This is a genomic window from Rhizobium sp. N621 (assembly GCF_001664325.1).
Taxonomy (GTDB): Bacteria; Pseudomonadota; Alphaproteobacteria; order Rhizobiales; family Rhizobiaceae; genus Rhizobium; species Rhizobium esperanzae.
The window spans coordinates 84,134-96,930 of sequence record NZ_CP013497.1 but is presented as its reverse complement, the minus strand read 5'-3'; the positions used below and the strand labels follow the sequence as shown (position 1 = coordinate 96,930).

The window sequence follows — 12,797 nt, the reverse complement described above, 5'->3', positions numbered from 1 at the left end:
AGATCGATGACCGGCTGGATCGGCGCGGTAGGGCGGGACGTGCCATTCGACGTGGCGGCCAGCGAAACGAACTTCGGACTGCTCGTCTGCGCCGATATAGAGGAGAAAATCGTCAGGGCTGCCGTCGTGGTCCCGTCAGAGGCAAAAGGCGATGCCTTCTTTACCGTGGTGCTCGTGGTTTTGCCCTGGCTCGTGGAATTTTCGGACTTTGGATCGGAATTGGCGTTTAGCCGGAGAAATGAAACCGTATCGATATCCGAAGATGCTGGTGCGATCGATGACATGCGTTCCCTTTGATTTTCTTTTTCCGCTTTTCGCGGATGACGTCGTTTACCTTACGTTAGGCATAAGATCGACCTTTGCGTGATAATTCAAGCCCGATCGCGACATCGCGGTTGCATAAAATGCAGCGGCCTCGCGCCTGGAGATCAAAAATCACATTTTTACCGAGGGGTCGCAGGGTATTTCCCAGGCTGTGGCGGTCATCGTTGCCGCCCCTCTGCCTCTACCAGATGAATGACGGGTCTGGCCCAAATTCGAGATGCACGGACTCGCCGGTGTAGCGTTCAAGCTTCTCGTTCAGCTGCTTTTCCATTTTGTCGAGCTTCTTCACGCCATTGGCCATATCCCACAGACCAAGCGCCAGCCCGACGGCCGAGGCAACGAGGCCGGTGACCAGTCCGGCCGCGGCAAGGCCGGTTTTGGCGGCGCTGCTGAAGATGGTCACGACTTCCGGCGCCACCGTTGCGAGTCCGGAAAAGGCACGGGACATGGCATTGGTCAGATAAAGCATCGCCTCGGAGAAACCGATCAGCGCGTTGCCGGTACCGGCAATGCCGCCGATTATTTCGAGCGCGCCCTTGGCGCGGTCGCCGGCCTTCATCGACCGCGACGCCGAATAGAAGCCGAGGCCGGCCATGGCGAGGCCGCCGGCCGCGCCGAGGATCTTGCCTGCCGCTTCAATCGTCTTCGGCGAGAAGTTCATCGAGATCCCCTTGCCCCAGCTGCCAGGCTGATTGCCGAAGGCGCTGAACGGTTTGCCGGCAACGTCGAGGTTCTTGCCGAGACCTTCCATCGTCATGCCGACGATCTGCGTCGCCGAGCCGACCGCGGCGGCGATATCGGCCGGCGTCCACTTGCCGCCGGCGCCGAGGCCGCGCGCCACCAGCACGCTCGACATCGTCAGCATCTGCACGGCGTGCACCAGACCGGCCTTGTACACCTCGGCATCGATGCCGGCAGGTGTCCGGGTCTGGCGCGGCAGATCGAGCGAATCCTTGAAGGAGGCGAGCGCATCGTCGAGCTTCATACCGCCGCGCACCATCCGCAGAACGCCGTCGACGTCGCGCGCTATATCCTGCGCCAGGTTCTGTTTCAGCGTTTCGCCGCCATCGGCCGGGCCGTTTTTGCTGATGAAATCCTCGGCGAACGTAGTTGCCAACTGGCTGATGGCGTCATTCGTCGCCCCGGGCTCGAAGGTGTCATCCGGCCCCGACAGCAGCGGCTCGAGATCGACACCCTGGCCGTCGCCGATATAATGTTCCTTGACGATATTGGCGAAGGTGACGTTCGCGGCGTCGAGATGCGCATCGATATAATCCTGGGGCAGGAGATCGACGAGGGTGTTGAGTTCGGAATAATAATCCTTCAGGGCATCTTCGAAGCTCTTGCCGGCGCTCAGCGCCCGGTCGATCGCCTTGCCTCCTCCGATGTCGATCAGATAGGCGTCCTCGATGTTGGTGAGCAGATCGGAATTCTCCGGTCGCTGCAGATATTCCTTCATGCCGCTCGCGAAGATATCCGAGAGATGCTGCTGCGTCGCCGGATCGGCCGTCAGCTTTTCGATCCGCGCATCGAGGTCCTTGCCGACGCGCTCGCCATCGGGCACGCTGTCGCCATACTGGTTCATATAGCCATTGAACTGCTGTTTGATCTCGATGAGATCGTAGAGCAGCGTCGCCTTCTGTTCCGGCGTCAGCTGGTCGAGGTGGTCCATGTTGTCGGGCGCGACGAAATCCCGGTTCACGTCCTTCACGGCGTCGCCGAGAATGCCGTATTTGAGTTCGTCGAGCTTCTTCAGCGTCGGCTCATAGGCGGTCGACGGAGCGTAGCCGCGCAGCACCTTGCTTTCCAGGATGTCGTTCTCGTCGATCGGGCGCTCCACGACCGGCTCGATGGCATCCGAGCCCGACATGACAAGGTCCATCTTCTTGAGGCTGGATGTCAGATAGTCGCTGTCGATATAGGGCAGATCGAGACTTTGGATGGTCTTGCTCCAGCCATTGTCCTTGGTGGCGAACATGCGCTCGGCGATCCAGGCGTCGCCGCCGCTGCCGGCGAAGAAGCGCCCGCCGTCTGAGCCGTTGGCGGCAATGCCCTTGCCGGCCAGCCCGGTGCCGATCATGATCGCCGCCATGACGTCGTTGAACGAATAGCTGGCGAGATTGCTGGAGGGCAGCGGCGAGACGCTCTTGTCCCACTCGGCATCGGCCGGCAACTTCGAGACCAGGCTGGCGCCCATGACGAGCCCTTCGAGCGCGGTCTGCACCGCGTGGCGGTAACCCCAGACTTCCTTGCCGCCGGGAGCCGCCAACTGCGACGTCAGGCGCTCCAGAAGGCCGCCAAGATCAGCCTGACTGACCTCTCCGGCACCGACCTTGTCGAGCAGCGGACCGAGAAGCGCCTTGACGTCGGCCTTGAACTGATCGCGCACCTCGGGGCTGTCTCCCCCGTAAAGCTGGTTGGCCATCGCCTGGATGGTCGGGTTGAACAGGTGGGTGATATTGTTGGGCACGGTGCTGCCGAATTCGGAAGCGGCAACCTTCTTCAAACCGTCCAGGTCGATCTTGAGATCGTTGCCCGGGTCGGTTTCGGGCGTGCTCACCTTTGCATCGACCAGGATCGCGGTGGCGCCGCTTTTGCTCTGGGTAAACCCGACGAAGCCCCGCGCAGCGGAGATGTCGAGTGCCTGCCCGTTACCGCTCGGCGCGATCTTTCGTATTTCGCCGGCGTCGATGGTTTTTGTCGATGCAAAACGGCCAGTCACGTCTTTCTGGCCGAGGTCCACGACCAGGGTTTCGACCTCTTTCGATCCGCTGCCAACACGTTGCAACATGATTTCGTCACTCCTGATCGACGGCCGCACCCTGAACGGAGGCCCGGAAAGCCTCGTTAGGTCAGAAGTTTTTCAGTGATATGACAAATGGGTGCTATCGGAGCGGCAAAATTGAACCATTGACCCCCACATAGCGCTTCCAAATTATACCGCAGTACAAATGCTGGTGACACCGCAGTCGCCAAGGTGCGGCGCAATAGAGCACGGTCCCGTAGGGAATGCGCTCACGAGACAGATCGAAGTCGGTCCTCGGGCTCGGTTTTCAGACTGCATTGTCCGGCAAATCGGTATAAGCCGTCCTCTCGAACAAATCAGGAGACAACATGGAAACCGTGGAAATCAGCAGCCGCAGCGACTTCGGCCTTTGGGCAATTGAGCGGGCGCGGGAAATCGTAACGTCCGAGGGAACTGCTTTTGCGATGGCCGCTCGCGATATGGACGACGAGGCGCTTGCAAACGCTGCAGGCGCGCTAGGCAAGGCCATCAGCGATGCGATGGTGGAAGTGTTTGACGGCCTGATAGATGAATCGTGATTGTGAAGAGACAGCGGGTCACTGACCGATAAAAATTGGTCAGCACCGTCCGGGCTCGCCGTCTTCCCCTCTCATTGCAAACTGTCAGAAATTTGCATATATTTCTGACAAGAGAAATGCCATGCAAAAGCTGACATCGCAAATCATGGGACATGCTGAACGACTGCCGGAAGGATCCGCGCTTTCGGCAAAGAGCTTTTTGCATCTCGGAAATCGAGCCGCCCTGGATCGGGCTCTGTCGCGCCTGGCCGAGCGTGGCGAGCTCGTCCGGGCGGGCCGTGGTATCTATATGCGGCCCGTCAAAAGTCGCTTTGGCAGTCGGCCGCCGACGGTCGAACAGGCCGTAGAGGCGGTGGCGCAGCAGCGCGGTGAGGTCATCGTCTCGAATGGCGCCGCCGCGGCAAATGCCCTGGGCCTGACCTCCCAGGTCCCGGTCCGCTCCGTCTACCTGACATCCGGCCGTAGCCGGACGATGACCCTTGGACAGCAGACGGTCGAGCTCAAGCACGTGCCGCGCTGGCAATTGGCCTTGGCAGATCGACCTGCTGGCGTGGCGGTCCGCGCACTTGCATGGCTTGGGCCGGAGAGGGCCGATGAAGCACTGTCGCGGATCAAGCGAAAGCTGCCGCCAGACGCGTTCGGCGAGCTGGTGGCGGCGGCTCCGCAGTTTCCGACCTGGCTTGCAAGAAGCGTAGGAAAGGCTGCGCATCGCTGATCTGTTTCTGACCTTGTCAAAGGATAACCGACGCGAAGCCTTGGCGGTGGCGGCCGACCGCACCGGACGGCCCATTCATCTCCTCGAAAAGGATGTCTGGGTCGTCTGGACGCTGCAGACGCTCTTTTCGTCCAAGCTCGGTGAGCATCTCGTCTTCAAGGGCGGCACTTCGCTATCGAAAGCCTACGGTGTCATCAAAAGGTTCTCCGAGGATGTCGACCTGACCTATGATATCCGCGCCCTGGCGCCGGACTTGGTCGGCGACAATGATGAGGCGCTGCCGAAAACCCGCAGCGAGGAGAAGCGTGGACTATGACGCGGTGAGCAGCGGATCCGGTTATGTCGCCCGGAGCGTCATGCTCGAATTCGGGGACCGATCCACCGGCGAGCCGGCCAGTATTCGCGATGTCGACTGTGACGCGTCGGGTCAGGTTGATGGTGTCGAATTTCCGAAAGCGACTCCCCGCGTCATGCACGCGGAGCGGACGTTCTGGGAGAAAGCGACCGCCATCCATGTCTTCTGCCTGCAGGAGCGCCTCCGCGGTGATCGTTTTGCTCGTCATTGGCATGACGTCGTCCGGTTGAACGATGCTGGTTTCGCCGACAAGGCATTCGCGGATCGGCAGCTTGCCAATGCCGTGGCGAAACACAAATCCATGTTCTTTGCGGAAAAGGCGGCCGACCGCTCGCCCATCGACTACGCCGCAGCCGTCAATGGCAATCTGGTTCTGACACCCTCCGGAGAAGGTCTGCGCGCACTCGGTGAGGATTACGCGCGCATGGTCGACGACGGTCTGCTGCTCGGCGATTCCGAGCCGTTCGAGCACCTGTTCGAGCGATGCACGCAAATTCAGGCGCATGCCAACAAAAGCGACGCGTCAAAATAAGCAATTGCCGGCCCACAGCCGCACCTGCCCATTACTGTGAGTGCCCTGTCACCGACGCGGTTTGGCTTCGCGCCAATTATTAGGCGTTTGCTCGTGGCAGGCACCCTTGATGTGATGAGAGTGAAGCTCGGACCCGGTTATTCCGGCTCCGGCCTCGGCGAGGATGTGGCCAAATACCGCACGGGTGCGGGTTCGTTTGAGGAAAGTTGCGCCACGTAAAATGAAGATCCGGTGTGTTTGCAGTGAAGGCATTCTAATTCCCAATTTCAATCTCGCCGGAAGCCCGAGCAAGCCCAAAATCGCTGACGCGAGAATCGACACGGATGTTCCACTTGCCGCAACGGCACGCGTCCTCCCACTGGCGCGCCGCACGCTTGATTGGCTCTATTCCCGCAGGGGGGGGTCGACAAGACGAAGGTCACTTCTTGGCGTCCAGCGGATCGATGTCGCCTTTCATCAGGAAGGCCGCAATCTCGACAGGGCCAGCGCGCCCGGGCGTGACGATGATTTTTGCCATCGCCTTGTCTGAATGAAGATGCGTCGAAGCCGGCTGTGCTGCCGCAGCGATAGGCGCGCGGTGGCGGCGTGAATCGCCAAGTTGCCGCAACGGCCAGCACGAGGAACTCGACCAACGTCTCGGCGGCGAAATAGCGGAAGGTGCATTCCGGTAAACCACGGCGATCGAAACTTAAATCCGTCGCAATCTTCTCGACACTCACGTAGCATGAGCCTCGCGAACAAACGCCGCCACGCCACTATCGCAACTTCACTTCTCCTCCTCGGGATGCCGACTAACACGTTCGCCCATCCCCATATCTTCGTTGATGCAAAATTCGAGGCGGTCGCGGCGCCCGATGGAAGCCTCCAGGAGCTGCGCGACACATGGCAGTTCGATGAGGTGTTTTCGTCGTCAGTGCTGCTCGACTACGACAAGAACCGCAACAATGCCCTCGACCCTGCGGAAGTTGCTGCCGTCGCCAAAACAGTCCGGGAGTCGCTTGCGCAGTACAACTATTATATGAACATCACGATCAATGGGAAAACACTCGCGCTTGCGAAGCCGGACATCCTGCATGGGACCTATGAGAACGGCTCCCTCACCCTGTCTTTCGCACAGAAGCCAATGGCCAAGACGCCGCTCAAAGGATTGATTGTTTTCGGCGTTTATGATCCGACACTCTATACTGCTCTCGATTTTGCCAGCGATGCCGATCTGAAAATCTCGGGCGAAGGCTTTAGCGGTTGCACTCACAAAGTCGTCAGGCCTGGCTCGAAAGAAATCCTTTCCGAAAATCAGGCGATGCTGACGACGATGTTCTTCAACGATCCAGTGGGCACAGACTACTCGCAGATTGTTGCGACCCGATTGGAAGTGCGCTGTTAAGGAGTGTCGAGGCATAATTGCGAACTATCGAACCTCGTTGTCGCCTCTGTCATGATGATCGATGTCATTCAGGTCTTTGTTTACATCACGGAGAGCACCAGATGCGTTCCAGGCTCAACCTTTTGCTAGCAACGGGGTTGGTCATCCTGGCACCAATGCTGTCCGGATCAACTCCCGCACGTGCCGCGGGCAAGAGTTCGCCTTTCCCGGCTTGGATAGCAGACTACGTCGGCGACGGGAAAGGCCAGATCACGCGCGTGGTTCTGGAGCGGGCGCGGAGGTTATATCTGGAGAAGGTCGCGGAGGGAACGGTCAAGAACGCCTGTTACTTCGCAATGGATGCGACACGACCCAACGATCTGACAGTTGGCCGGTTCTACGTGATCTGCGAGGCGAAGCAGTCGTTTCGGGTGATCTCGGCAGGGCATGGTGGCGGCCTCAACCTCCCTGGCGTGGTCAACTTCTCCAACGGCCGGGAATGCGCTAAGAATTTTGGCAACGCGCTGGACTCAAACTTGACCGCCGGTGGCGCGTATCTGACAAGCGAGATCAAGACCTCGTTCAAAGGCTATTATCTGGCGCCTTCTAACAGAGAGGCGGTTTTGACCCGCTCGTTTGTTCAATTCGATGGGATCGGCGATACCGCCAACGCCAGACAACGCGCAATCGGCGGGCATGCTGCGGCGCTCGTCTCTGGGATCTGCATGCAGAAAAAGCCGGAGAGCCCATATGCCGATCGGAAAGGCTATGTCCCTGTCGGGAAGTTGGTCACCTATGCGGGCGGGCGAAGCGACGGATGCACCAGCTGGTCGCCGGAAGAGACCCCGGAAGTCTTGTCGATGGTCAAGGATAATCCGACGACGCTCTATATCTACCCGGAGGCGCGCGACATCGCCGCGGTCGGCCGGGCAACGACATCGGGCAAGTCGCCAGTAAGCGCTGGATCATACTGGAACGCTACCTGCCTTGGCGAGATCGGCTCTCCGCAGTTCTGGCCGAAAGAGCGGCTGGAGCCGATCATCGCAAGATATAAGCAGGATCATCCAGCACCACCGCCGCGTCCAATTCCCCTCTGCCAAGCATCCAATTGAAAAGCGGGTGGCATCTGAGAAAACGATCGTCGTTTTGAATGTCACCTTTAGCTTTGACGACCAAAGTCCTCTGCGTATAACATTGCTGCAGCAGCCTCCTCGTCGCCGCCAATGCTTGGAGCACACTGAGATGGAACTCGCTCGTTCTATCCTGAATGCCGCGACACTCGCAACCTTGGGAACCACAGGCACAAACACGCACGAATTTTGCTTTTCCTCGCAGGGCAAAATTATTCTGGCAGGGTGCTGCTGGCGAGCGCCCGGCAGGAGAAGCTGGAAAGTGGCAAGGTCGTGCGCGTCGACAGCACGTCACCGCCGCACTGATCCATGAGCCGAGCGACAGTAGCCTATTATGGGACGCTGTCCGGGTGACGGTGCGGCTGTTGCAGCAGGCCGTGGCACTGGGTAGCGCCATCCCATGGCACGACCACCGCCGCGCGGCAAAGAAGCGGGCTCGAGCGATCGAATACCCGCGGCCGCCCCAAACGGATCAAGCACTACCGCGAACTGCTCAAGATCACGCGCACGACCTTGAGTTATCTGCAGCAGGCGAGTGAACAGTTGCCCCTGACGGCTGGCCCGGCCGGCGAACTGTGGCAGACCCAGCTCCGCCACTATAAGCTGCTGATCGACCGGATCATCGGCCAGACCGAACGGCGGGTCCTGGCCGGCGAGCCGGTGCCGGCTGGCGAGAAGCTGGTGAGCCTCTTCGAGCCGCATGCCGACATCATCGTCGAAGGCAGCCGCGACGTCGACTACGGCCACAAACTCAATCTGACCACCGGCAGAAGCGGACTGGTCCTCGACCTCGTCGTCGAAACCGGCAACCGGCAGACAGCAAGCGTTTGCTGCCGATGCTGGAACGCCACATCGCCTTTTATGGCCAGGCGCCGCATCAGGGCCGGCTATGCCAGCCGCGATAATTTGAGCCGAGCCAAAGCCTGCGGCATCCGCGACATGGCCTTCCACAAGAAGTGCGGCCTCAAGATCGAAGATATGGTCGGTAGCCGGGGTCGATCGCAAGCTCAGAAACTTCCGCGCCGGCATCGAGGCCGGCATCTCATGTTTGAAACGCGCTTGTGGCTTGGGGCGCTGCACCTGGCGTGGGCTCGACCACTTCAAGGCTTATGTCTGGTCATCGGTGGTCGCTTACAATCTCGCCCTCTTTGCCCGCCTCCGGCCGGATCGTCGGCGTTGGTGAGGCGAACAATGCTGTCCGCGATGGCGAGGACGTTCTTCGACCGGTGGCCGACCTCCGTCAGCAGCCGATGCTCGGACGCTTCCAGCGCCTCTATCCGCCGGTACTCCGTCATGTCGATTTACGATCCAAAAAAATAAAGCATCCTTCCGTCGTCCCCATGGATGGGACTTAAATGCAAGCGGTTCCAGAACTGCTCCCCGTTCTTCTTATAATTCAAGATCTCGACGCTCACCTCCCGCTCGTCGGCGATGCAGCGCGAAGTTCGGCGACGGCGATCGGAGACGTCGCCGGGCCCTAAAGGAAACGACAATTCCGGCCCAGCACCTCTCCGGCGGCGCAACCGGTCAGCTCGAGGAATGATCTGTAGGCCAGCACGATCGGCAGATCCGGCTTGCGCGCGCCATTGACGACCATCGGCATCCTATTCGTTCGAACGCGACCGCCGCAAGTTCTTTCCGGTCGGCCAAGGCTGCTTCTGACGATACCGAAGGTAAGTCGCCGTGCAGTTGTCAAATTGGGTCGTCATGCTTCCACGCTCAATAAGAGGTCCGATAACGTCGCACGCCGTCTTTTTCCTAAAAGACGATCGACCGACTGGCCTATGCGGCAGGCTTCCCGACCAGCCCGTCCGGGAGTCACGATTCGATGGCGTTGTCATTGCGCCTGTATGGGATGAGGTAAGGCAATTCCGCTTGCGCGACCGGAAGGATCAGGCGCAGAATAAAATCATGAACCCCATTTCCACCTCCAGTCGCGCTCGGGAGCGCTTTCTCGAAGCAATCCTTCAGAGTGCCATCGAATATGCGATCATCGCCCTGGATCTCGACTCCCGAGTGATCACCTGGAATGAGGGTGCCCGCCGAATTCTCGGATGGGATGAGACCGAAATCGTCGGCCATCCCGTGGCCGTTATTTTCACTGAGGAAGACCGCGCGGCGGGCATTCCTCAACGGGAAATGACCGCCACACTGACCCAGGGCCATGGAGATGATGAGCGCTGGCACCTTCGAAAGGACGGCTCGTTATTCTGGGCGTCGGGCCAGATGATGGCGTTGAGATCGGATGATGGCGAACTCGAAGGCTTCGTGAAGATCCTCAGGGATCGAACCGAGCAGCGGGAAAATGAGGAGCGACAGCGCGTCCTGATGCACGAACTTTCTCACCGCATCAAGAACACGCTGGCAGTCGTTCAGGCGATCACCAACCAGTCATTCCGGAACGCCGCCAGCATCGAAGCCGCGGAGCAGTCGATCTCGTCGCGCATCAAGGCATATGCAAACGCGCACGATATTTTGCTGCAGAAGAACTGGTTATCCGCAGCCGTCGATACGATCATCGAAGCGACCACGGTGAATCTCGGCGTTGAACCGAGCCGCATCAAAGCAAGCGGTCCGGCAGTCAGCCTGAACCCGCAAGCGGCTCTTGGCTTCGCCCTCGTGCTGCATGAGCTTGTCACCAATGCGACAAAGTACGGGGCTCTATCAGGGGATACAGGAACTGTCGAGATCGAGTGGTCCGTGCGCAAAAATGTCGGCGACGATCGCTTCAATCTCCATTGGCAAGAGAGCGGTGGCCCAGCCGTGGAAGCCCCAAAGAAGAAGGGCTTCGGCTCCCGCTTGGTCAATACGAGCCTGTCCGCTTTCGGAGACGTCTCGTTTGACTACGCCGCAACCGGCTTCAAGCTCGACCTCGAGGCATCGCTTCAGAAACTGCAATATCAAAATTGTCCGGATCTTGAAGTATGAAGAGATGTCAAATGCTGCCCCGAGGCTCCGTGTCGTCGCCGATGCCAAGATCAGCGAAACAACTGGCCTTCATGCGCCTACTCGGCCTTCGATCTCCTGAGGAGACAGGTGGTAGATGACGAGTTTTTCGACGACGTATTCCAGGTCCTGGTCCATCCTGAGAAGGTCGGTTGATTTGCCCAGGTGGCCGCATTCACCGAGATAGTCGAAGCACATACCCCACACCGCATTGCGAAGCTTAAGAACCTTCCTCGTCGTCTCCGGCGAGAAATATGGTTCTTCACTGAAATCGAGGGCATCAGACACGTCCCGCGCTCGCCGCGACAGAGCGTCCGACGAGACCTCGAACCATCTTCCGCGAACACTTCATAGCACTGCCTGCAACGTGCTTCGCGTAGACTGCAATCTTCAGTACATCGTTAAGCGAGATGTCTTGGTCGTGTCTGAACAACACCGTAGGCATGCCGGATCCTCCGTATTCGAGATGGAATAGAGCGCCTCAGGAATGTTCCCATTTTGTTCCTTTCAAAAAAGGAGTCAGGGGCGCTTTTTTCGATGGTCGTCATAAGGCGCTCACTATCCAACGGGTCCACCGGATTTCGTCGGCTATGCCTTGCACCATGGTCTCGGCCTCGGAGGACAGCTCTTGCGGCCGCAGACGAATGGTACTGCAAGGCCTTCGCTGATCAGAATGCTGCCGACATCCTTCCCGTCAACCAACAGCATCCCGAAAGAGCGCCATGGTCGCATTTCTTCGTACCTTCGGTGCCCGGCGGACAAAAGCACGCGACTTTTCTCAGTTCGGTGCTGCCGCCGGCAACCAGCTCTCGAAGCCGCGCCGACGCCCGCTCGCCCTGTTGGCGCTCATATTAGCATTGGGGCGAGAACTTCTCCGGCGTGTTGAAGCCCACCAAACGTGTTCCGGCGGCATCGCCAACGACGTGTACGGTGTCTCCGTCGGTCACCGTGAATTCCTGGGCCACAGATGTCCTCGCTGTGCCGGAGTTGACTGAAATTGCCCTCCCAAATCGGATACCTGCTGTGCGACGGCCACAGCAGCAACGATCAGGAGCCCAATGGCCAGCCGTCTGCCTGCTCTACCAAAACTGGGGACGAACATTTTCTTGGGCTGGTGGCGAGATCGGGGAAAGGGAACGACCGCGGATTGCGATGGGGCGGGCCGAGCGCTGCCTTAGAATCTCGAAAGTCTTTCGCCACTGTTGAGAGGCGAGCATTTCCGCCAGAACGCTCAAGGCGAGCGTGAATGTCGGCAAGAAACGTTCGCTGCCAACCCGTCAAGTTTTGACGTTGCAGTGCCGCCTCGATGTCGTGTCGCAGGTTTCCAGCCGGTTCCATGGCTCTATCGCTTCGTGCGGATAATCACACCTAAGCAGGAGGACCGGAAGAAATTGTAAACTGCAACCTCATTCAGCGACCAGGGACGGATTTCAGCCCATCGCGGGCGTGAATTGGCCGCTACGGGTCGTAGCGGCGCCGGCGAATTATTGCACCTCATAAACGCCTGCGTTATCAGCAGCGTCGCGCAGCCCCTTAAATGACGCGTGCCGCAGCTTCCCGTCGTGCGTCCACGCTCGATATTTGATCTCGGCAACAAGCTTCGGATCGACGAAGACCGCATTTCACTTCCGTCCGTATCGACAGGGGGCTTGCCGATGGTCAGTTTGTCTATCTGTTTCCGGAACTCACCCGCAGAACATTCGCTGAAGCCGGTTCCCACTCCCCCGACATACCAGCTCTTTTCCTCTGCGCGGCGAGCAGCAGCCGCCCAATGCCCGCAATGACGCCGTCGACTTCTCATGCCCAATGATTAAAAAGCCATCGCTCTGGACACATTTGATCTTCACCCAGCCGACCGGGTCGATAGGTGGCGTCCCTTCGCTTGGCGATGATCCCCTCAAGCCCGTGGTCGCAGGCGATGCGCAGGAGAACCTCTCCGTCCGTCTCGATCCTCGGACAGTCGAAGGGCGTCTTCGCCGCCTGCCGGCACCAGCCCTTCCAGAAGATGGCGTCGCGAGGCGAGTTCGGTTCCAGTGAGGTCGTGGCCGTCGGCTGGAAGCTGTCGATCGATTAAGAATGCTCAGGGCGAAGCCTGGTTATGCAGTCAA

Annotated in this window: 9 protein-coding genes and 4 pseudogenes; 9 read left to right on the top strand and 4 right to left on the bottom strand. The window is 59.2% G+C overall.

Translation table 11 applies throughout. From position 1 onward, the window contains the following. Positions 1-6 precede the first annotated feature (6 nt). On the top strand, positions 7-297 hold the full coding sequence (locus AMK00_RS33175) for a hypothetical protein (protein ID WP_237350505.1): 291 nt from the start codon (positions 7-9) through the stop codon (positions 295-297). 208 nt (positions 298-505) lie between these two features. Here the strand turns inward: AMK00_RS33175 and AMK00_RS23105 are convergent, their stop codons facing one another. Further along, positions 506-3,115, bottom strand: a complete 2,610-nt coding sequence (locus AMK00_RS23105; RefSeq protein ID WP_064811960.1) for a hypothetical protein — start codon at positions 3,113-3,115, stop codon at positions 506-508. Positions 3,116-3,438: 323 nt separating this feature from the next. On the opposite strand from AMK00_RS23105, the gene AMK00_RS23100 reads away from it, so the two are divergent. The 7 genes and pseudogenes from AMK00_RS23100 to AMK00_RS23070 form a co-directional block, all read left to right on the top strand. Further along, the gene (locus AMK00_RS23100) at positions 3,439-3,648 is read left to right on the top strand and encodes a hypothetical protein (protein ID WP_064811959.1); all 210 of its coding nucleotides are present in this window, start codon (positions 3,439-3,441) and stop codon (positions 3,646-3,648) included. Positions 3,649-3,769: 121 nt separating this feature from the next. Then, a complete protein-coding gene (locus AMK00_RS23095) occupies positions 3,770-4,363 on the top strand; it encodes a DUF6088 family protein (RefSeq protein WP_012489450.1) in 594 nt (197 codons plus the stop codon). Beyond that, positions 4,356-5,250: pseudogene (locus AMK00_RS23090) on the top strand (nucleotidyl transferase AbiEii/AbiGii toxin family protein). The gene AMK00_RS23095 and the pseudogene AMK00_RS23090 overlap by 8 nt, the downstream one beginning before the upstream one ends. Positions 5,251-5,343: 93 nt before the next feature. Beyond that, the gene (locus AMK00_RS33465; protein ID WP_257784634.1) at positions 5,344-5,469 is read left to right on the top strand and encodes a hypothetical protein; all 126 of its coding nucleotides are present in this window, start codon (positions 5,344-5,346) and stop codon (positions 5,467-5,469) included. Positions 5,470-5,974: 505 nt separating this feature from the next. Next, complete coding sequence (locus tag AMK00_RS23080) at positions 5,975-6,634, top strand: DUF1007 family protein (protein ID WP_012489448.1); 660 nt, start codon at positions 5,975-5,977, stop codon at positions 6,632-6,634. 101 nt (positions 6,635-6,735) lie between these two features. After that, positions 6,736-7,725 (top strand): hypothetical protein, encoded by a 990-nt coding sequence (locus tag AMK00_RS23075; protein WP_012489447.1) that lies wholly within the window; start codon positions 6,736-6,738, stop codon positions 7,723-7,725. A 240-nt stretch (positions 7,726-7,965) separates the two neighbouring features. Further along, positions 7,966-8,926: pseudogene (locus AMK00_RS23070) on the top strand (ISNCY family transposase); the annotation flags it as partial. Here AMK00_RS23070 and AMK00_RS32170 read toward each other — a convergent pair. Further along, positions 8,904-9,432: pseudogene (locus AMK00_RS32170) on the bottom strand (PAS domain-containing protein); the annotation flags it as partial. The pseudogenes AMK00_RS23070 and AMK00_RS32170 sit on opposite strands and share 23 nt — an antisense overlap. 222 nt (positions 9,433-9,654) lie before the next feature. Between AMK00_RS32170 and AMK00_RS23065 the strand changes: the two are divergent. Beyond that, entirely contained in the window at positions 9,655-10,671 is a 1,017-nt protein-coding gene (locus AMK00_RS23065; protein WP_012489446.1) for a sensor histidine kinase, read from the top strand. Between the two features lie 69 nt (positions 10,672-10,740). On the opposite strand, the gene AMK00_RS33170 is transcribed toward AMK00_RS23065, so the two are convergent. Next, positions 10,741-10,977, bottom strand: coding sequence for a hypothetical protein (locus AMK00_RS33170; protein ID WP_049731160.1), 237 nt, complete (start codon positions 10,975-10,977; stop codon positions 10,741-10,743). Between the two features lie 1,196 nt (positions 10,978-12,173). Beyond that, positions 12,174-12,739: pseudogene (locus tag AMK00_RS31160) on the bottom strand (ATP-dependent DNA ligase); the annotation flags it as partial. Positions 12,740-12,797: the final 58 nt, after the last annotated feature.